This is a genomic window from Streptomyces liliiviolaceus, from assembly GCF_018070025.1.
Lineage (GTDB): Bacteria > Actinomycetota > Actinomycetes > Streptomycetales > Streptomycetaceae > Streptomyces > Streptomyces liliiviolaceus.
The window spans coordinates 1364418-1384252 of the sequence record NZ_JAGPYQ010000001.1; the positions used below are offsets into that span (position 1 = coordinate 1364418).

21 protein-coding genes are annotated in these 19835 nt (G+C 69.3%); 12 read left to right on the forward strand and 9 right to left on the reverse strand.

Annotation, left to right across the window (positions count from 1 at the left end; genetic code table 11):
• Window positions 1–5: 5 nt before the first annotated feature.
• The 4 genes from J8N05_RS06035 to J8N05_RS06050 all read left to right on the forward strand — a co-directional run bounded on the left by J8N05_RS06035 (window position 6) and on the right by J8N05_RS06050 (window position 3318).
• Window positions 6–497, forward strand: coding sequence for a low molecular weight protein-tyrosine-phosphatase (locus J8N05_RS06035; RefSeq protein WP_210881423.1), 492 nt, complete (start codon window positions 6–8; stop codon window positions 495–497).
• Window positions 494–1648 (forward strand): cystathionine gamma-lyase, encoded by a 1155-nt coding sequence (locus J8N05_RS06040; protein WP_210881424.1) that lies wholly within the window; start codon window positions 494–496, stop codon window positions 1646–1648. The genes J8N05_RS06035 and J8N05_RS06040 overlap by 4 nt, the downstream gene beginning before the upstream one ends.
• Window positions 1649–1863: 215 nt before the next feature.
• A complete protein-coding gene (locus J8N05_RS06045) occupies window positions 1864–2769 on the forward strand; it encodes a LysR family transcriptional regulator (protein ID WP_210881425.1) in 906 nt (301 codons plus the stop codon).
• Window positions 2770–2835: 66 nt separating this feature from the next.
• Window positions 2836–3318, forward strand: a complete 483-nt coding sequence (locus J8N05_RS06050) for an NUDIX domain-containing protein (protein ID WP_210881426.1) — start codon at window positions 2836–2838, stop codon at window positions 3316–3318.
• Between the two features lie 52 nt (window positions 3319–3370).
• Here J8N05_RS06050 and J8N05_RS06055 read toward each other — a convergent pair whose 3' ends face one another.
• On the reverse strand, window positions 3371–5101 hold the full coding sequence (locus J8N05_RS06055; RefSeq protein WP_210881427.1) for a globin domain-containing protein: 1731 nt from the start codon (window positions 5099–5101) through the stop codon (window positions 3371–3373).
• Between the two features lie 525 nt (window positions 5102–5626).
• Between J8N05_RS06055 and J8N05_RS06060 the strand changes: the two genes are divergently transcribed.
• Both J8N05_RS06060 and J8N05_RS06065 read left to right on the forward strand, forming a co-directional pair.
• A complete protein-coding gene (locus tag J8N05_RS06060) occupies window positions 5627–6163 on the forward strand; it encodes a DUF2269 family protein (RefSeq protein WP_210881428.1) in 537 nt (178 codons plus the stop codon).
• A 5-nt stretch (window positions 6164–6168) separates the two neighbouring features.
• A complete protein-coding gene (locus J8N05_RS06065) occupies window positions 6169–7035 on the forward strand; it encodes a GNAT family N-acetyltransferase (RefSeq protein ID WP_210881429.1) in 867 nt (288 codons plus the stop codon).
• 112 nt (window positions 7036–7147) lie between these two features.
• Here J8N05_RS06065 and J8N05_RS06070 read toward each other — a convergent pair whose 3' ends face one another.
• On the reverse strand, window positions 7148–7567 hold the full coding sequence (locus tag J8N05_RS06070) for a GlcG/HbpS family heme-binding protein (RefSeq protein WP_210881430.1): 420 nt from the start codon (window positions 7565–7567) through the stop codon (window positions 7148–7150).
• A gap of 51 nt (window positions 7568–7618) precedes the next feature.
• Window positions 7619–8860 carry an MFS transporter gene (locus J8N05_RS06075; RefSeq protein ID WP_247706168.1) on the reverse strand — a complete coding sequence of 414 codons (1242 nt, stop codon included), beginning with the start codon at window positions 8858–8860 and terminating at the stop codon, window positions 7619–7621.
• A gap of 138 nt (window positions 8861–8998) precedes the next feature.
• Here J8N05_RS06075 and J8N05_RS06080 point away from each other — a divergent pair, with 138 nt between their 5' ends.
• Together J8N05_RS06080 and J8N05_RS06085 are read left to right on the forward strand one after the other, a co-directional pair.
• Window positions 8999–9463, forward strand: a complete 465-nt coding sequence (locus J8N05_RS06080) for a MarR family winged helix-turn-helix transcriptional regulator (RefSeq protein ID WP_210881431.1) — start codon at window positions 8999–9001, stop codon at window positions 9461–9463.
• Between the two features lie 77 nt (window positions 9464–9540).
• The gene (locus tag J8N05_RS06085; RefSeq protein WP_210881432.1) at window positions 9541–9993 is read left to right on the forward strand and encodes a GNAT family N-acetyltransferase; all 453 of its coding nucleotides are present in this window, start codon (window positions 9541–9543) and stop codon (window positions 9991–9993) included.
• A 126-nt stretch (window positions 9994–10119) separates the two neighbouring features.
• Here J8N05_RS06085 and J8N05_RS06090 read toward each other — a convergent pair whose 3' ends face one another.
• The gene (locus tag J8N05_RS06090) at window positions 10120–11508 is read right to left on the reverse strand and encodes a serine hydrolase domain-containing protein (RefSeq protein ID WP_210881433.1); all 1389 of its coding nucleotides are present in this window, start codon (window positions 11506–11508) and stop codon (window positions 10120–10122) included.
• A gap of 73 nt (window positions 11509–11581) precedes the next feature.
• Complete coding sequence (gene dnaB, locus J8N05_RS06095) at window positions 11582–13063, reverse strand: replicative DNA helicase (protein ID WP_210881434.1); 1482 nt, start codon at window positions 13061–13063, stop codon at window positions 11582–11584.
• 460 nt (window positions 13064–13523) lie between these two features.
• Here dnaB and J8N05_RS06100 point away from each other — a divergent pair, with 460 nt between their 5' ends.
• The gene (locus J8N05_RS06100; RefSeq protein ID WP_210881435.1) at window positions 13524–14861 is read left to right on the forward strand and encodes an MATE family efflux transporter; all 1338 of its coding nucleotides are present in this window, start codon (window positions 13524–13526) and stop codon (window positions 14859–14861) included.
• 175 nt (window positions 14862–15036) lie between these two features.
• On the opposite strand, the gene rplI is transcribed toward J8N05_RS06100, so the two are convergent.
• The 4 genes from rplI to rpsF all read right to left on the reverse strand — a co-directional run bounded on the left by rplI (window position 15037) and on the right by rpsF (window position 16779).
• On the reverse strand, window positions 15037–15483 hold the full coding sequence (gene rplI, locus J8N05_RS06105) for a 50S ribosomal protein L9 (RefSeq protein WP_210881436.1): 447 nt from the start codon (window positions 15481–15483) through the stop codon (window positions 15037–15039).
• 18 nt (window positions 15484–15501) lie between these two features.
• Window positions 15502–15738, reverse strand: coding sequence for a 30S ribosomal protein S18 (gene rpsR / locus J8N05_RS06110; RefSeq protein WP_003949403.1), 237 nt, complete (start codon window positions 15736–15738; stop codon window positions 15502–15504).
• A gap of 60 nt (window positions 15739–15798) precedes the next feature.
• On the reverse strand, window positions 15799–16410 hold the full coding sequence (locus tag J8N05_RS06115) for a single-stranded DNA-binding protein (RefSeq protein WP_210881437.1): 612 nt from the start codon (window positions 16408–16410) through the stop codon (window positions 15799–15801).
• A gap of 78 nt (window positions 16411–16488) precedes the next feature.
• A complete protein-coding gene (rpsF, locus tag J8N05_RS06120; RefSeq protein WP_028804085.1) occupies window positions 16489–16779 on the reverse strand; it encodes a 30S ribosomal protein S6 in 291 nt (96 codons plus the stop codon).
• Window positions 16780–17054: 275 nt separating this feature from the next.
• Between rpsF and J8N05_RS06125 the strand changes: the two genes are divergently transcribed.
• From J8N05_RS06125 to J8N05_RS06135, 3 genes are all read left to right on the forward strand, one after another.
• Entirely contained in the window at window positions 17055–17369 is a 315-nt protein-coding gene (locus J8N05_RS06125; protein ID WP_210881438.1) for a hypothetical protein, read from the forward strand.
• A gap of 158 nt (window positions 17370–17527) precedes the next feature.
• Window positions 17528–18649, forward strand: coding sequence for a peptidoglycan bridge formation glycyltransferase FemX (gene femX, locus J8N05_RS06130; RefSeq protein WP_210881439.1), 1122 nt, complete (start codon window positions 17528–17530; stop codon window positions 18647–18649).
• 65 nt (window positions 18650–18714) lie between these two features.
• Window positions 18715–19746, forward strand: a complete 1032-nt coding sequence (locus tag J8N05_RS06135) for an alanine racemase (RefSeq protein WP_189771406.1) — start codon at window positions 18715–18717, stop codon at window positions 19744–19746.
• Window positions 19747–19835 lie beyond the last annotated feature (89 nt).

Consider the following 19835-nt stretch of genomic DNA (forward strand, 5'->3'; position numbering starts at 1 on the left):
CCCCGATGCCCTATCGCGTGTGCTTCGTATGCACCGGCAACATATGCCGCTCCCCGATGGCCGAGTCCGTCTTCCGCGCGCGGGTGGCCGAAGCGGGCCTCGACGGTCTGGTCGAGGTGGACAGCGCGGGTACCGACGGCTGGCACGAGGGTGACGGAGCCGATCCGCGCACCGTCTCCGTGCTGGAGACGAACGGCTACGGCAGCGACCATGCGGCCCGCCGGTTCCGGCCCGAGTGGTTCTCCCGGCTCGACCTGGTGATAGCTCTCGACTCCGGCCACCTCACAGCCCTGCGCCGCCTCGCACCGACCCCGGCCGACGCCGAGAAGGTCCGGCTGCTGCGCTCGTACGACATCGCCGCCGGCGCCGATCTCGACGTACCTGATCCCTATTACGGGGGGATGGACGGTTTCGAGGAGTGTCTTGAGATGGTGGAGGCGGCGAGCACCGGACTGCTCGCCGCTGTACGCGAGCAAGTGGAGGAACAGGCGGCATGACGAATTCTTTCGAGGGAGCGGGTTCCGAGGGAGTGGGTGACGGCACGCGTGCCGTGCGGGCCGGGCTGCCCGAGCCGGTCAAGCACGAGCCGACCCTCCCCGGCCCGGTCTTCGCCGCCCACTTCCATCTGGCGGGCGAGCCCACCGGCTCCTACACCTACGGACGCGACGAGAACCCGACCTGGACCCATCTGGAGCGCGCCATCGGCGAGCTGGAGGCTCCGGGGCGGGACGGCGTCGAGACGCTCGTCTTCGCCTCCGGCATGGCCGCCATCTCGGCCGTCCTCTTCTCCCAGCTGAGCGCCGGCGACACGGTCGTGCTGCCCGACGACGGCTACCAGGTCCTGCCGCTCGTACGCGGGCAGTTGGAGGCGTACGGCATCGAGGTGCGCACGGCGCCGACCGGCGGCGACGCCCAGCTCGACGTCCTCGACGGAGCGAAGCTGCTGTGGATCGAGACCCCGTCGAACCCGGGGCTCGACGTGTGCGACGTGCGTCGGCTCGTCGAGGCCGCCCATGCGCGCGGCGCTCTCGTCGCGGTCGACAACACCCTGGCGACGCCGCTCGGACAGCGGCCGCTGGAGCTGGGCGCGGACTTCTCCGTGGCCAGCGGCACCAAGCAGCTCACAGGGCACGGAGACGTCCTCCTGGGGTACGTCACGGGCGTCGACGCCTCGGCGATGGCCTCCGTACGGCGCTGGCGCAAGATCGTCGGGGCAATCCCGGGGCCCATGGAGGCCTGGCTCGCGCACCGCTCGCTCGCCACGCTGCAGCTGCGCGTGGACCGGCAGAACGCGACTGCCCAGGTGATCGCCGAGACGCTGCGGGACTGGCCCGAGGAGCTCGGAGTCCGCTATCCCGGGCTGCCCGGCGACCCTTCGCACAAGATCGCCTCGCAGCAGATGCGGCGCTTCGGGTGTGTGGTGTCGTTCACGTTGCCCACGCGCGCGCGTGCCGACCGTTTTCTCGACGCGCTGCGGCTCGTGGACGACGCGACGAGCTTCGGCGGGGTGCGGTCGACCGCCGAGCGGCGCGGGCGCTGGGGCGGCGACGCGGTCCCGGAGGGCTTCATCCGTTTCTCGGTCGGCGCCGAGGATCCGGAGGATCTGGTGGCCGACGTCCGGCGGGCGCTCGACGAGTCCGCGAAGTGAGCGCCTGCTGAGTGACCGGCCAGTAGCCGCGCTACGCACAACGGACGGTCCGAGCCTCCCCCCTCGTGGCTCGGACCGCCCCGGTTCTCTGCGCTAAGAACCGCGCGAACAAGGCTAGTTGACTCTGTGTCAGTGTCCAATCACGGTAGCGACAGGGGGCTATCGACTTATTTATAGTTGGGGGCTTCCGGCAAGCTGAAGATCGAAGGGAAGCCATGGATCTGGCTCTGCTGCGGACCTTCGTGACCGTGCACCGGGCCGGCTCCTTCACCCGGGCCGCCGCTTTGCTCGGCCTCTCCCAGCCGGCCGTCACCTCACAGATCCGCACGCTCGAACGGCAGCTGGGACGCCCCCTGTTCCTGCGCCAGGCCCGTGGGGTGACCCCCACCACCATCGGGGACGAACTCGCCCACAAGGCCGCCCCGCATCTCGACGCCCTCGTGGAGATCACCGAGACCGGCCTCGACGCGGACTCCTCCCTGCGCACCCTCCACCTCGCCGGGCCACCGGAGTTCACCGCCGAGCGCGCGCTGCCCGCGCTCACCGAGCTGATCGGCGACGACGGCCACGGTTTCGCACTGCGGGCCTCCTTCGGCAATGCGGAGGAGACGCTGGAAGGACTCTCTGCCGGGCATCACGATCTGGCCATCAGCACGGCACGCCCCCGGGGCGCTCTGCTCACCGCGACTCCGCTCTGCGACGAGGAACACGTGCTGGTCGCCGCCCCGCGCTGGGTCGCCCGTATCGACTCCGACAAGTTACGGCTCCAGGGCGCGCCGGCCCTGGAGAACCTGCCCGTGGTCGAGGTGCACGAGTCGCTGCCGTTCATCGCCCGCTACTGGGCTTCCGTCTTCGACTCCCTGCCCGCCGCGTCGGGCACCGTCATCGTTCCCGACCTGCGGGCCGTGCTCGCCTGCGCCACCACCGGCGCGGGACTCGCGGTCCTGCCGCGCTATCTGTGCGGACCGGCCCTGGAGCGGGGCGACGTGGTGGCGCTGAGCGAGCCGACGGTCCCACCCCTTCGTACATACTTCCTGGTGGTACGGACCGGCACCCTGGCCATGCCGCATATCGCGCGGGCCCACGAATGGCTGATGCGCGCCGCTACCGGCTGGTCGTGACGCAGAAGCTTCGCCTGGTCCGGGCGGCGATGTTTCACGTGGAACCAACCGGGCCACATTCCTCCCATGACCGACCGACCCGTGGTCAAGCGCACCGCCCGGGCCGTCCTGCTGGACGGCAACGACTTGATCTTGATCAAGCGGACCAAACCCGGCGTCGATCCCTACTGGCTGACACCCGGCGGCGGGGTCGAGCCCGAGGACACGACCGTCGTCGACGCGCTCCACCGTGAAGTGCACGAGGAACTCGGCGCCAAGATCACCGATGTCGTGCCGTGCTTCGTCGACACCGTCGAGCACATCGGCGAGGACAGCAGCTCGACCGGGGTGAAGGTGCAGCACTTCTTCGTCTGCAACCTGGAATCCATGGATCCCTCGCTGCGCCACGGCCCCGAGATCGAAGAGCCCAGCGGCGAATACGAGATCGTGCGAATCCCCTTCACCCGCGTCGGCATCGCCTCCGTCCACCTCGTACCGCTGTCGCTGCGGCACTATCTCGACGGGAACATCGAGGGCGTACGGGCGATGCAGGCGCCCGATCTGGGCTGACCCCCCGCCCGTTGCCCCGCTGACGCGAGCCGGGGCCGGAGTCGGCCCGGTGTCAGTCGCGTGCCGCGACCAGGTCCTCCACCGCGTCGTGACGGATCCGGGCCGATGGGATACCGATGTCCCGGAGTGCGTCCACGCCGTTGCGGATCATGCCGGGCGGGCCGGAGAGATAGGCGTCGTACTCGTCCCACGGACCGTATTCGCGGACCGCGTCGGGCAGTTGGAGATGTGCCAGCTGGTCGACTATGGGACGCACCGAGAGCCATGAGTGGCTCTGCTGGAGCCGGAGCATGGTGTCGATGTCGTACAGGTCGTGATCGGTGCGGGCCCCGTAGAAGACCTCGACCGGGCGCCTCTGCCCATGCTCGGCGACGTCCTCGACCAGTGCCTTGATCGGCGCGATGCCGGTGCCGCCGCCCAGACAGAGCAGTCCGCTGTCGGTGGTGTGGTCTACGGTCATCGAGCCCGCGGGCGGTCCGAGCCTGACGATGTCGCCGGGGCGGGCCCGGTGCACCAGCGCGCTGGAGACCCAGCCCGCCGGAATCGCCTTCACGTGGAACGACAGCAGTCCGTCCGATCGGGGCGCGGAGGCGAACGAGTAGTGCCGCCAGACGCGGGGCCACCACGGGGTCTCCAGGCTCGCGTACTGGCCGGCGAGGAAGGGGTACGGCTGATCGGGGCGGACCGTGACGACAGCGACGTCCGGGGTCCTCAGATCGTGCGAGACCACCTCGGCGTACCACCAAGCCGGCGCGCGCAGTTCGTCCGCGGCCGCGGCGTCGATCATGACCTGGGAGATCGTCGTGTACGCCCTGACCCAGGCCGCCTCGGTCTCCCTGTCCCAGACCGTCCCCGCGAACCGGCTGAGCGCGCCGAGGAGGCACTCCCCGACGGCGGGGTAGTGCTCGGGGCGTGTGCCGTACTTGCGGTGGCCGCGGCCGAGGTTCTGCAGATACGAGACCAGGACCTCGGTGTTGTCGATGTGTTCGGCCGCTGTCAGCAGCGCCTTGAGCAGCCGGTCCCGCTGGGTGTCCATCGCGGCCGGGAACAGGGGGCGCAGGTCGGGATGGCGGACGAAGAGCAGCGCGTAGAAGTACGAGGTGACCTTGTCGGCGACGGGCGCCACCTCGGCCATGGTGCGGCGGATGAGGACGGCGTCGGGGGAGGCGGGCCTCGCGGGCGCGGGAGCCGGCTCGGGCTCTGAGGTCGCCGCGGGGGCCGGAGCCGACGTGGGCGCGGCTGCTGCGGGAGCGGGGGCGGCGAAGTGAGAGGGCTGCCGGCCGGGGCCGGCGTGCTCGCGATCCGGGCGCCCACGGTCCGGATGCTCACGGTCCGGCCTCGGTGAAGGGGGCGGCCCGTTGTGCGTCACCGCCGGCGGTGTCGCCTCGCGTGACGCCTGCGGGGGCCCGGACGAGTGGGCACGGGCGGCGCCTTCGCTCCCGCTGGGGGCGCCTCCACGACCGGGGCCGGGGCCGAAGTCGCGGCCGGCTCGGGCGGCGTCGGTCCGGTCGGCGGCGATCCGCTCGGCGTCGGTTCGCTCGGCGTCGGTTCGATCCGTGTCCGGTCCGGGCTCCGCCTTCGGGGGTATTCGTCGCGGTGCCGCGTCGTCCTCTCCCGCCGCGGGCCTGCGGACCGGCCGCAACGCGGCCAAGCGCCGCCCCTCGGTCGCCCCCTGCTCGCCGCCCGCGGGCGGCTCCGGTGGCGTGTGCGGTGTGAACCAGCCGCCTCCGCCGCCACCCCCTGAAGTGCCTTTGTCGGCCGACGTGGTGGTCGGAGCGTCCATGCTGTGCCTCGCCTCGAACATCTTTCGGTCGGTCTGCGCACCTCCTCGATCGGAAGATGCCTGCTTTCCCCCCGCAGACTGCTTGCTTCGCCCCGTTCCGTCCTGTCGGCCAATGCGCCCATATTGGACCGCGTCATCGCACGCTGGGGACAAGTGAGCCGAGAATGTGACATTGGCCGCACTACAGCCAAGTCAGCATCCCACCCATTACCACCAACCCGGTCGCGTAACCGGAAATGCGGGTCTTCGATCTTTCTGTCCCGTTAGGCTGCATTGTCGTTCGATCGCCCCGACGGGATGTGCGGACACCTCGTCGGACACGAACCGGAGTCGACCATACCGGCCGCGGTCCGACGCACAAGTCCCCGCTTCCTTACGTCAGGAATTGCGTGGTGGACGTTTCATCAATTCTTTCAATTCCCGGGCGGGACAAGCCAATTCGCGGCGTGTACGCCGAGGCTAGTACGCGCGGTTACTCCCGCTGTCAGATGCCTCAGGCCGCTCCCGCCCCGCACGGTGTTTCACGTGAAACTAAGCCGCCCCGTGCGCAGGGCCACCCTCGTCGTCCATGTAGCCGCGTCCGCGTGCTGGCTCGGGCTCACGCTCGGGCTGCTCGCCCTGGGAATCACCGCGACCACCACCGGGTCCGCGATGACCGTGGAAGCCTCCGTCCGCGCCATGAAGACCTTCGCCGACTGGCTTCTGCTCCCCCTCGCGTTCCTTACGCTCCTCACCGGCTTGGTGCTGTCCCTGGGCACGCCATGGGGGCTGGCGAGGCATCGGTGGGTCTACACCAAGTTCTGGCTGACGCTGGCCACCGCCACGGCCACCGTGTTCGCCCTGCGCCCCGGAGTCGACACCGCGGTCGCCGCGGTGGCGGACGGGGGACCGCTGCCCGACCCCGGTGACGTCCTGTTCGGACCGATCGTCTCGCTGTGCGCGTATCTCTTCATGACGGTGATCTCGGTCCTCAAGCCCTGGGGGCTGACCCGGCGCGGGCAAAGGATCCGTACGGCCGCCCGCAAACCGGTGGACGCGGAAGCCGCCCGTCGGACAGCCTGACCTGCGTGCCGACTCCTTCCCCCGCCGCTCTGCCCATCCGCCGTCTGACGCCTCGCGATCTCTCCGCCTGTGCCGACCTCTCCGAGAACCGGGGCTGGCCCCGCGAGGAACACAAGTGGGGTCTGCTGCTCGCGGCCGGTACGGGCCTTGGCATCGACGACCCCGGCGGGGGTCTTGTCGCCGCCTGCGTCGTGACCGCCTACGGGCCCCGGGAACAGCCGGATCTGACAGCCATCGGCATGGTGCTGGTCGCCGAGCGGTACGCCCGCCAGGGCATCGGACGCCGTCTCATGCGCCATGTCGTGGCCGAGCTGGGGACCACCCCGGTGACCCTGCACGCCACGCCGTACGGGCGCCCGCTGTACGAGGAACTGGGCTTCAAGGCCATCGGGCGTGCCGAGATGGTCCGTGGCCGCTTCAGCCCCCTGGGCCCGGAGCCCGAGATCGCCACACGTGCGGCCACGGCCGAGGATCTCGTCACGATCCTCCGCCTCGACGAGGAGGTCTTCGGCACGGACCGGACGCACATGATCACGCGGCTGCCCGCTTTCTCCGACCATCTGCGGGTCGCCGAGGAGGACGGCCGGATCATCGGGTACGCGGCCGCCTGGCCCAACATGGACAGCCATGTGGTGGGCCCGCTGATCGCCCGCGACACCGAGACGGCGAAGGCGCTCATCGCCTCGCTGGCCTCGCGTACCGACCGTCCACTGCGCACGGACATCGACGTACGCCATGAGGAACTGCTGGCGTGGGTCAAGGAGCGCGGGCTCACCTCCGTGAGCTTCAACGCGGTGATGACGTACGGCATCGGGGAGTTGCCCGGCGACTGGACGCGGCGGTTCGCTCCGCTCACCGTGGCCGCGGGCTGAACCGGGCGACGCGGACCGAACCGGGGGACGCGGACCGAACCGGGCGAACCGCCCGCTCTGGGATGAGCGGGCGGTTCTCCGGTACGGGGCGCTCCGAGCGCCGGCGGCCGTCCTAGCCGAGGGTCTGCACCGCGGCGGTGGCGAAACCGTGGTCCTGCTCCGGGGCGCCGCCGCCCACTCCGATCGCGCCGATCAGGCGGCCGTCGCGGTGGACCGGCACTCCACCGGCGATGAACAGGAGCGGCCGGTCGAGCGCGGTCGGCAGGGTGTGGAAGAGCCCTCCGGGCTGGACCGCTTCGACGAGATCCGCGGTGGGAGTGCCGAGTTGCAGCGCCGTGTAGGCCTTGCGGGTGCTGGTCTCGCCCGAGATCAGGACCGCCCGGTCGTCCCGCCGGAAGGCGAGCAGGTGGCCGCCCGCGTCGAGGACCGTGACGCTGACCTTGACGTCCGCGGCTTCCGCGGCACGGCGGGCGGCCGTGACGAGCGCCTCGGCGTCCTGGATGGTCAGCGGGGTGACGGTGGTGGTGCTCATGAGGGGTTTCTCCTTGCGAGATGGTGCGGTGTGGGGGATTGCGGCCGGCGCTCAGTGGTGGACGGCGGCCTGCTGCACGGAGTGCGCCTGTTCCGCCTTCACGACGACCGGGTCCGCCGAATCGGCGGAGTCGGCTGATTCGGCGGAGTCGGCGCGCCGCTCCAGTGCGGCCGAGAGGACGGCGAGCAGCAGGGCGGCGGCGGCCAGGACGGCGCCGACCCAGTTGGGGGCGGTGTAGCCCATACCGGCCGCGATCACGACGCCGCCGAGCCAGGCCGAGAGCGCGTTGCCGAGGTTGAAGGCGCCGATGTTCACGGCGGAGGCGAGTGTCGGGGCGCCGTGCGCCTGGTCGAGCACCCGCTTCTGCAGCGGCGGAACGGTGGCGAAGCCGAGGGCTCCGATCAGCGTGATGGTCACGGCCGCCGCGATCTTGTTGTGCGCGGTGAGGGTGAACAGGGCGAGTACGACCGCGAGGGCGCCCAGTGACACGTACAGCATCGGCATCAGGGCGCGGTCGGCGAACCTGCCGCCGACGAGGTTGCCGCCGACCATGCCGAGGCCGAAGAGGACGAGCAGCCAGGTGACGGAGCCGTCGGCGTAACCGGTGACGTTGGTCATCATCGGCGCGATGTAGGTGATCGCCGCGAAGACTCCGCCGAAGCCGAGCACGGTCATCGCCATGGCGAGCAGGACCTGGACGTTCTTGAAGGCGGCCAGTTCGTGGCGCAGGTGGACGCCTTCCGGCTTGGGCATGTCGGGTACGAGCCTGGCGATGCCGGCGAGGCCGAGGACGCCCAGCGCGGCGACGACCGTGAAGGTCACGCGCCAGCCCGCGGACTGCCCGATGAGGGTGCCCAGCGGTACGCCGACGACATTGGCGACGGTCAGGCCGGTGAACATCATCGCGATGGCGCCGGCCTTCTTGTCCGGCGCGACCAGGTCGGCGGCGACGACCGAGCCGATGCCGAAGAAGGCACCGTGCGCGAGCGAGGCGATCACGCGTCCGATCAGCATGACGGTGAAGGTGGGGGCGATCGCGGAGATCAGGTTGCCGACGATGAAGAGTCCCATCAGCAGCATCAGCATCCGCTTGCGGGAGATCTTGGTGCCGAGCACGGTCATGAGGGGCGCGCCGAACATGACTCCGAGCGCGTAGCCCGTCACGAGGAGACCCGCGGTGGGGATGGAGACACCGAAGTCGCCGGCGACCTCGGGTAGCAAGCCCATGATCACGAACTCGGTGGTTCCGATTCCGAAGGCCCCGATCGCGAGGGCCAGAAGCGCGAGAGGCATGGGGACGACCTTCCCAGAAGATTGCAGGAGCGCTTTACGTGCGTTCACAATAGTTGCAGACGCGGGTTAAGTGCAAGCGCAGGATATTGCGGTCGTGCCCTATCCTGGTGTCAGCCACTCCGGGACGGAGGAAATGCCATGACAGCGACGGACCCCGCGCTCACCGCTCTCGCCCAGGGCTGGTGCGCCCTCTCTCTGCTGCACGGGAGGATCGAGGCGCACATCGAGCGAGCCCTGCAGACGCGGCACGGTCTGAGCGTGCGCGAGTACTCGCTCCTCGACGTCCTCAGCCGCCAGCACGACGGCGACGGCGGCCATCTGCAGATGAAGCAGGTCGCCGACGCGGTCGTCCTCAGCCAGAGCGCCACCACCCGGCTGGTGACCCGACTGGAGGACAGAGGCCTGCTCTCGCGCTATCTGTGCCCGACCGACCGCCGCGGCATCTACACGAACGTCAGCGAGGCGGGGCTCAAGCTCCTGGAGGAAGCCCGGCCCACCAACGACGCGGCGCTGCGGGAGGCGCTGGACGAGGCGGCCAGGAGCCCCGAGCTGGCCCCGCTGGTCCGCGTCGTGGAATCGGCGAGCCTGCCCGCGCCCGCGTAGACAGCTGTCTACGTACACAGGTCCGCCGCCGTAAGCGGCTCGGCTGCGCCGATCCCGCTTCTGCGTAGGCTGCGGCCATGGGAGATCTTGAGATACGGCCCGCGGTCGCCGACGACATCCCCGCGATCGTCGGAATGCTCGCCGACGACCCGCTGGGCTCGCAGCGTGAGTCGCCAGACGACCTGACGCCGTACCTGGCCGCGCTGGAACGCCTCAGCGAAGATCCGAACCAGCACGTGGTCGTCGCTGTGCGGGAGGGCCGGGTCGTCGGCACGCTTCAGCTGACGATCGTTCCCGGGCTGTCCCGCAAGGGAGCGACCCGCTCGATCATCGAAGGCGTACGTGTCCATGCCGACGAGCGGGGCAGCGGTCTGGGCACCCGCTTCATCGAATGGGCTGTGGACCGCTCCCGGAGCGAGGGCTGCCAGTTGGTCCAGCTGACGTCGGACGCCACGCGGACGGACGCTCACCGGTTCTACGAACGCCTCGGCTTCACCGCGTCGCACGTCGGGTTCAAGCTGCAGCTCTGAGTCCCGACCCGGCGAAGTCGGGTCATGGATCACGACATGGCACGGCATGCCGAGGGGCGTCCTGTTTCACGTGAAACAGGACGCCCCTCGGCATGCCACATCCATGCGCTGCGGACGGATAGGCGGCTACTTGATCCCGCGCCACCCCTCGGGGTCCACTCCACCCGGGACCGGAGCGCCCTCACCGTACGGCTGACGGGTGAACACGAACGAGCCGAGGTCCAGGTGGGTGACCGACCCGTCAGGCCCCTCAACGGCCCGTAGAAGCTCACCGGCGTAATAGCCGTCGAGCCCGGTCCAGGTCCCGTCGTCCTCGGCCCGGAATCGCGAGCGCCGGCCGTTGCCCGCCAGTGGCCCGAGCGTCACGCCCCCGTCGGCCGTGAGCCGCAGCGCGAAAGCGTGCGTCCCCCAGTACCAGGGTCCGGCCAACTCCAGTACGGATTGGTCGACTTCGGACAGCGGTCGCCATGGCTCGGGAATCCGGGGCTCGGCCTCCGCGACGATACGCACGAGGTCGGCGGCGACCGTCGCCACCGGTGGACCCGAGGTGCAGTTCGCGAGCACGACGGCGGCGAGATCGTCCTCGACACTGATCATGAGCCCGGCGACGAAGCCCGGGAGGGAACCGCCGTGCCCCACCAGAGTCCGGCCGTCCCGATACTGAACCTGCATACCGAGCCCGTACGCGGCACCGGCCGCCACCTCCTCCGGTTCGGCGGGCGCGGCGGGCGTGCGCATCTCCCGTACGGACTCCGCGCTCAGCACCCGGTCGTCACCCCGTGCGAGGAAGACGGCGAAGCGCGCCAGATCGCCGCTGGTCGACCAGAGCTGACCGGCCGGCGCCATCAGCCCCAGGTCCTCGACCGGCTCGGGAAGCATGACGTCCGCCCAGGGGTGCACGGCCCAGCCGCCCGCATGAGGCGCCTGCGGCTGTCCGCTCGTCCGGTGCAGGCCCAGCGGTTCGAGTACCTCGCCGCGCAGGACCTCTTCCCAGGGGGCGCCTCGCAGTTCCTCCACCAACGCGCCCAGCAGGGTGTAGCCGGGGTTCGAGTAGTGGAACCGCCGACCGACCGGATGCCGGTGCGGCTGCTCGCCCAGGACATCGGCGAGTTCGGGACGCAGCGACCCGGGAGTGCGCTCCCACCAGGGGCCGGGCGACTCGGCGGCCAGCCCGGCTGTGTGCGCGAGGAGTTCGGCGATCGTCGCCTCCCCCGCGCCGGTGCCCGGAAGATGCTTCTCCAGCGGATCACCGAGGTCGAGCAGTCCCTCGTCCCGCAGCCGCAGGACCAGGACGGCCGTGAACGTCTTGGTGATCGAGCCGATGCGGTACTGCACGTTCTCGTCGGGGCCGTGCCCGTCCACCGAGGTACGGGACCCGTGCCAGACCGCCTGCCCGCCCCGCACCACCGCCGCGACCAACGACGGCGCACGCCCCTGCGCCTGGGCGGTGGCGATTCGGTGCAGCAGGGCCCGGCGCGTGGCCGGAAGCAGTTCTTCCGCGGATGTCGTCGTCATGTCCCCAGTCCACCTGGCCCGGCCTCCCGCGTCGAGCGCATTCGGCCCCGCCCCGGTGGCTCCTGAGGAGAGATCAGGTCTGTGCCATGTCCACGAAGCGGGAGTAGTGGCCCTGGAAGGCGACCGTGATGGTGGCCGTCGGGCCGTTACGGTGCTTGCCCACGATGATGTCCGCCTCGCCCGCGCGCGGTGACTCCTTCTCGTAGGCGTCCTCGCGGTGCAACAGGATCACCATGTCCGCGTCCTGCTCGATGGAGCCGGATTCACGGAGGTCGGAGACCATGGGCTTCTTGTCCGTGCGCTGCTCGGGACCACGGTTCAGCTGGGACAGTGCGATGACGGGCAGCTCCAGCTCCTTGGCCAGCAGCTTCAGGTTTCGCGACATGTCCGAGACTTCCTGCTGCCTGCTCTCGGAGCGGCCCTTGCCGCCCGACTGCATCAGCTGCAGATAGTCGATGATCACGAGCTTCAGATCGGCGCGCTGCTTGAGGCGGCGGCACTTGGCCCGGATCTCCATCATCGACAGGTTCGGGGAGTCGTCGATGTAGAGGGGAGCGGCCGAGACGTCCGGCATCCGGCGGGCGAGCCGGGTCCAGTCCTCGTCGGTCATCGTGCCGGAACGCATGTGGTGCAGGGCCACACGTGCTTCGGCGGACAGCAGACGCATGGCGATCTCGTTGCGGCCCATTTCGAGCGAGAAGATCACGCTCGGCATGTTGTGCTTGATCGAGCAGGCCCGGGCGAAGTCCAGCGCCAGCGTCGACTTACCCATCGCGGGACGGGCCGCGATGATGATCATCTGACCGGGGTGCAGACCGTTCGTGAGCTGGTCGAGGTCGGTGAAGCCGGTCGGCACACCGGTCATCTCCCCCGAGCGCGAACCGATCGCCTCGATCTCGTCGAGCGCGCCCTCCATGATGTCGCCGAGCGGCAGATAGTCCTCGGTCGTGCGCTGCTCGGTGACCGCGTAGATCTCGGCCTGGGCGCTGTTGACGATCTCGTCCACGTCGCCGTCGGCCGCGTAACCCATCTGCGTGATGCGCGTACCGGCCTCGACCAGGCGGCGCAGGACCGCGCGCTCGTGGACGATCTCCGCGTAGTACTCGGCGTTGGCCGCTGTCGGGACCGTCTGGACCAGGGTGTGCAGATACGACGCGCCGCCGACCTTGGTGATCTCGCCGCGCTTGGTGAGTTCGGCGGCGACCGTGATCGGGTCGGCCGGCTCTCCCTTGGCGTAGAGGTCGAGGATCGCGCCGTAGACGGTCTCGTGCGCCGGCCGGTAGAAGTCGTGGCCCTTGAGCACCTCGACCACGTCGGCGATGGCGTCCTTCGAGAGCAGCATGCCGCCGAGGACGGACTGCTCCGCGTCCACGTCCTGGGGCGGCACCCGCTCGAAGGACGAACCCCCGCCGTCCCAGCCACCGCTGTCCGAACCGCGGTCGTGCTGGTCCTCCCTGCCCCGGCCGCCACCGTCGCGGCGCTGTCGGGAGGCGGGCAGCCGGTCACTGGGACCGCTGTCGGCCCACGGGTCGTCCAAGGGCTCGGAAATACTCACCGGGCCACCTCCTCCCGTCCGCCGAGCGGACCTCGCCGTGCCCTTCATTCCTACGGCACGACACTGACAAATAAGACGCCCCAACTCCGGTTCTGACGCGTCGGTTTTGCGAGGTTTCCGAGGACGGAGGAGGGAGAGGGTGCCGCACCACGGTAGGCCCGCGGGCACCGTCAGCCAATCTGGTTATCCACAGGCCATGTGGACGACGGCCCCGATGCTGTGGAGAACTCCGCAAAACCTGTGCACGACCCGGTGGACAGGCCTGTGAACAAGCACTCAGCCCGTTTTCCACACCGTCTCTGACCTGCACGTATCCCATCCACCGGCTGTGCAGAAGAAAAACTTTCCGACTCGGGCCAAGATCGATGCGAATGGCGCGAGGTGGTACGTCGCACGAGTTTGCCAGTAAGGGTCGCTGGATAGTTGCATCTCTTACCTGTGGAAGATTAGATTGATGTGCATGACACAGGCTCCAGCAGCCCCCAGAGCCACTCGGCGACGGCACGACCGGGAGATCGTCGCGCTGGCCGTTCCGGCCTTCGGCGCGCTCATCGCCGAGCCTCTTTTCCTCATGGCCGACACCGCCATCGTCGGCCATCTCGGCACCGCCCAGCTCGCCGGACTCGGAGTCGCCTCCGCTCTCCTCACCACGGCCGTGAGCATCTTCGTCTTCCTCGCGTACGCCACCACGGCCGCCGTCGCCCGACGGGTCGGGGCGGGCGACCTTCAGGCCGCCATCCGCCAGGGGATGGACGGTATCTGGCTCGCCCTGCTGCTCGGCATCGCTGTCATCGCCGTCTTCCTGCCCACCGCACCCGCACTGGTGGAACTCTTCGGGACCTCGGACACCGCCGCGCCCTACGCCGTCACCTATCTGCGGATCTCGGCGCTCGGCATCCCCGCGATGCTCGTCGTCCTCGCCGCCACCGGTGTACTGCGGGGTCTGCAGAACACACGGACACCGCTCTATGTCGCCATCGCCGGCTTCATCGCCAACGCGGCCCTGAACGCGGGTCTCGTCTATGGCGCGGACCTAGGCATCGCCGGCTCCGCCTGGGGCACCGTCATCGCCCAGTTCGGAATGGCCGCCGCCTACCTCTTCGTGGTCGTCCGCGGTGCACGCAGGCACGGCGCCTCCCTGCGGCCCGACGCCGCCGGGATACGCGCCTGCGCCCAGGCCGGTGCACCGCTGCTCGTCCGCACTCTCTCCCTGCGGGCGGTGCTGATGATCGCCACCGCCGTCGCCGCACGCCTCGGAGACGCCGACATCGCGGCCCACCAGATCATCCTGTCCCTGTGGAGCCTGCTCGCCTTCGCGCTCGACGCCATCGCCATCGCGGGACAAGCCATCATCGGCCGCTATCTCGGCGCGGGCGACACCCAAGGAGCCCGTGAAGCCTGCCGACGCATGGTGGAGTGGGGCATCGCCGTCGGAGTCGTACTCGGCGGCCTGGTGATCCTCTGCCGCCCCCTCTTCCTTCCGCTGTTCACCAGCGACTCGGCCGTCCATGACATCGCGCTGCCCGCGCTGCTCATGGTGGCGCTCTCCCAGCCGATCTGCGGCATCGTCTTCGTCCTGGACGGCGTGCTGATGGGCGCGGGAGACGGCCCCTATCTCGCGCGGGCCATGGTGCTCGTCCTGGCGGTCTTCGCTCCGGTGGCGCTGCTCATTCCCACCCTCGGCGGCGGCCTCACCGCTGTCTGGGCGGCGATGACCCTCATGATGACCGTGCGCATGCTGACCCTGTGGCTGCGCACCCGCTCGGGCCGCTGGATCGTCACGGGCGCCACGCGCTGACTGCGCTGACTGTTTCACGTGAAACGGGGACGTTCGTGTTTCACGTGAAACGAGAACCGTCCTGGTTTCACGTGAAACAAGACACCGGCCGGCCCGGAGCAACGAGGCAGGACAGCAAGAAGGGCCGCACCCACACGGGGTGCGGCCCTTCTTTCAGCTCTGCTGAGCGCAGCGATCAGGCTGCGACAACCTCGATGCTGACCTTGGCGGCCACCTCGGGGTGCAGACGCACGGACGTCTCGTGAGCGCCCAGCGTCTTGATCGGCGAGCCCAGCTCGATGCGGCGCTTGTCGACCTCGGGGCCACCGGAAGCCTTGATCGCCGAAGCGACGTCGGCCGGGGTGACGGAACCGAAGAGACGGCCGGCGTCGCCGGAGCGGACGGCCAGGCGGACCTTGACGCCCTCAAGGCGCGCCTTGATCTCGTTGGCCTGCTCGATCGTCGCGATCTCGTGGATCTTGCGAGCACGACGGATCTGCTCGACGTCCTTCTCGCCACCCTTGGTCCAGCGGATGGCAAAGCTCCGCGGGATCAGGTAGTTGCGAGCGTAGCCGTCCTTGACGTCGACGACGTCGCCCGCGGCACCGAGGCCGGAGACCTCGTGGGTGAGGATGATCTTCATGTTTCGGTCACCCTTCCCTTATCGCGCGGTGGAGGTGTAGGGCAGCAGCGCCATCTCACGGCTGTTCTTCACGGCCGTGGCGACGTCACGCTGGTGCTGAGTGCAGTTGCCGGTCACGCGGCGGGCACGGATCTTGCCGCGGTCGGAAATGAACTTCCGCAGCATGTTCGTGTCCTTGTAGTCCACGTACGTGACCTTGTCCTTGCAGAATGCGCAGACCTTCTTCTTAGGCTTGCGCACAGGCGGCTTCGCCATGTGTGTCTCTCCTGTGTGATCAAGAAGTGTGGGTACGGCCCACCCTCTTCGGCCCTGGGCCTAGAAGGGGGGCTCGTCCGAGTAGCCGCCACCGGAACCGCCGGAGCCGCCGGAGTTTCCACCCCAGCCGCCACCGCCGCCGCCCTGGTTGCCGCCGCCCGCAGGAGCGCTGGTCGCCCAGGGGTCGTCGGCGGGAGCACCGCCACCGCCACCCTGCTGCTGACCGCCGCCGGAGCCTCCGCCCCAGTTGCCGCCCTGCTGGCCGCCGCCACCGCCGCCGCCGCTGTAACCGCCCTGGCCACCTCGGCCGGTGGTCTTGGTGACCTTGGCCGTGGCGGTCTTCAGGCTGGCGCCGACTTCCTCGACGTCCAGCTCGTAGACCGTGCGCTTGACGCCCTCACGGTCCTCGTAGGACCGCTGCTTCAGCCGGCCCTGCACGATGACGCGCATGCCTCGCTGGAGCGACTCCGCGACGTTCTCCGCCGCCTGACGCCAGACCGAGCAGGTCAGGAACAGGCTTTCGCCGTCCTTCCACTCGTTGGTCTGCCGGTCGAAGGTGCGGGGAGTGGACGCGACACGGAACTTCGCGACCGCCGCACCGGACGGGGTGAAGCGCAGCTCGGGGTCGTCGACAAGATTGCCGACGACCGTGATGACGGTCTCGCCTGCCATGGGGGAACCTCTCGGCGGGTTTGCTGCTGGCTGCTTGGTGCTGCTACTCGATGCCCGAGTTCAGCTGAGCGGGAAAGCTCAGTGGGTCTCGGGACGGAGGACCTTGGTCCGGAGGACCGACTCGTTCAGGTTCATCTGGCGGTCGAGCTCCTTGACGACCGCAGGCTCGGCCTGCAGGTCGATGACCGAGTAGATGCCCTCGGGCTTCTTCTTGATCTCGTACGCGAGACGACGACGGCCCCAGGTGTCGACCTTCTCGACCTTTCCGTTCGCCTCACGGACGACGGAGAGGAAGTTCTCGATCAGCGGCGAGACAGCACGCTCTTCGAGATCGGGGTCGAGGATGACCATGACTTCGTAGTGACGCATGTGTAACCCACCTCCTTTGGACTCAGCGGCCACGGTCGTTCCGTGGCAGGAGGGTTGTGATGCGTTCGCAACGGTATCGGCAGCCACTGACAATCGGACCGCCGATCAGCGAACTGAGCGAGGGACCGTGCCGTGGCCTGGGCAGACACCGGTGCAGACGCTACAGACTACCCGCTCACCGGCTTCCGGTTGAAATCAGGGCCCGGTGACCGTCAGTCTGTACCCATCGGGTGTGTATGGCGCTACGATGCGCCACCTTCCGCAGGAGGTGCCAGATGGCACAGACATTGCGACCCAACACCGCCGGCTCTCTCTTCGCCACCGACCACAAGCCCCATCCGCTCCAGCACACGCTGGTCGCCGTGACGGCGGTCCTCGGAGTCACGGCCTTCGTCTCCGCGATGTTCCACAGTCTCCATCTGCTCAGTTCGTGGGCGGGGCTGATCGGCATCATCACCGGCGCGTACGGACAGTTCGTCTCCGAGACCACCCGGGAACGGTTCGCACTGATCGTCGGTCTGGGTGCCTCCGCTGTCGGCTTCCTCCTCGGCATGGCGCACGGCGGCCTCTTCGGCGGCGTCATCGGCTGACGGCGCCCGCCACCACGTGTCAAAGGGCCCCGGCCACACACCGGTCGGGGCCCGGGACGCATACGGCCAGACGGGGCGCTCGCAGGGCGCAGTAGGCTTCGGCGCGAGAGCCGGAGCCCCTGTACCCATGGGGACACACCAGCCGAGGAGCGCCCCGAATGAGCCTGACCCTGAGGACCATCAGCCGCGAGCAGCATCTGGCGTACATCCAGAGCCTGCCCGCGGCCAGCCACATGCAGGTCCCCGCCTGGGCAGATGTCAAGGCGGAGTGGCGCTCCGAGAGCCTCGGATGGTTCGACGACAGGTCCGGCGAGATCGTCGGTGCGGGCCTGGTGCTGTACCGCCAACTGCCCAAGATCAAGCGCTATCTCGCCTATCTGCCCGAGGGCCCGGTCATCAACTGGTTCGCGCCGAATCTGACCGAGTGGCTGGATCCGATGCTCGCGCACCTCAAGCAGCAGGGTGCCTTCTCCGTGAAGATGGGTCCGCCGGTGATCATCCGGCGCTGGGAGGCCACCTCGATCAAGAGGGGCATCCAGGACCCGGACGTGAAGCGCCTGCGCGACATCGAGGCCGACTTCATCGAACCGCGCGCCTTCGAGGTCGCCGACAAGCTGCGGCGCATGGGCTGGCAGCAGGGCGAGGACGGCGGAGCGGGCTTCGGCGACGTACAGCCCCGCTACGTCTACCAGGTGCCGCTGGCGAACCGGTCCCTGGAGGACGTCCACAAGGGCTTCAACCAGCTCTGGCGGCGCAACATCAAGAAGGCCGAGAAGGCCGGCGTCGAGGTCGTCCAGGGCGGTTACCAGGATCTGGAGGAGTGGCAGCGCCTCTACGAGATCACGGCTCTGCGCGACCACTTCCGGCCCCGGCCGCTCTCGTACTTCCAGCGCATGTGGACGGCTCTCAACACCGAGGACCCCAACCGCATGCGGCTGTACTTCGCCCGGCACGAGGGTGTGAACCTGTCGGCCGCGACGATGCTGGTCGTCGGCGGGCACGTCTGGTACTCCTACGGCGCCTCCGACAACATCGGCCGTGAGGTCCGGCCCTCGAACGCGATGCAGTGGCGGATGCTGCGCGACTCCTACGCGCTCGGCGCCACCGTGTACGACCTTCGCGGCATCTCCGACTCGCTGGACGAGACCGACCACCTTTTCGGCCTCATCCAGTTCAAAGTGGGTACCGGCGGGCAGGCCGCCGAGTACCTCGGCGAGTGGGACTTCCCGCTCAACAAACTGCTCCACAAGGCGCTCGACATCTACATGTCGCGCCGCTGACGCACCAGAATTCGTCTTCACACCTCTGATACACCGCTGCCACGAGAAAGGTTCCAGGTCCGGCCATGGCGCTCACGCTCTACGTCGACACCGCACGCTGGCGGGCGCACCACAAGCACGTGTCCGAGCAGTTTCCGGGACTCGTCCCCGTCTGCAAGGGCAACGGCTACGGCTTCGGCCATGAGCGGCTCGCCGACGAGGCCACCCGCCTGGGCTCGGACGTCCTGGCCGTCGGCACGACCTACGAGGCGGCTCGGATCAAGGACTGGTTCGGCGGCGACCTCCTGGTGCTGACGCCGTTCAGGCGGGGCGAGGAGCCCGTACCGCTGCCCGACCGTGTCATCCGGTCCGTCTCGTCCGTCGACGGGGTCTACGGCCTCGTGGGCGCCCGTGTCGTCATCGAGGTCATGTCCTCCATGAAGCGGCACGGGGTGAGCGAGCGGGATCTGCCCCAGCTGCACGCCGCCATAGAGAACGTGCGCCTGGAGGGCTTCGCCATCCACCTGCCCCTGGACCGTACCGACGGCTCGGACGCCGTCGAGGAGGTCATCGGCTGGATGGACCGGCTGCGCGCGGCGCGGCTGCCGCTGCACACGATGTTCGTCAGCCATCTGAAGGCCGACGAGCTCGCCCGGCTGCAGCAGCAGTTCCCGCAGACCCGCTTCCGGGCCCGTATCGGCACGCGGCTGTGGCTGGGGGACCACGACGCGACCGAGTACCGCGGAGCCGTCCTGGACGTCTCGCCCGTCGCCAAGGGCGACCGTTTCGGCTACCGGCAGCAGAAGGTCGCCTCGGACGGCTGGCTGGTCGTCGTGGCGGGCGGTACGTCGCACGGGGTGGGCCTGGAGGCCCCCAAGGCCCTGCACGGCGTCATGCCACGCGCCAAGGGCGTCGCCCGGGCCGGTCTGGCCACGGTCAACCGGAACCTCTCGCCGTTCGTCTGGGGCGGCAAGCAGCGCTGGTTCGCGGAGCCCCCGCACATGCAGGTCTCGATCCTCTTCGTGCCCTCGGACGCGCCCGAGCCGAAGGTCGGCGAGGAACTGGTGGCCCATCTGCGGCACACCACCACGCAGTTCGACCGCGTCGTCGAGCGCTGACCGCACGGCGCCCCGCGCCGGGCCCGCACACGGGCGAAAGGCCGTACACGGACTGCGTGTACGGCCTTTCGTGTGTCTGCCCGGGCTCC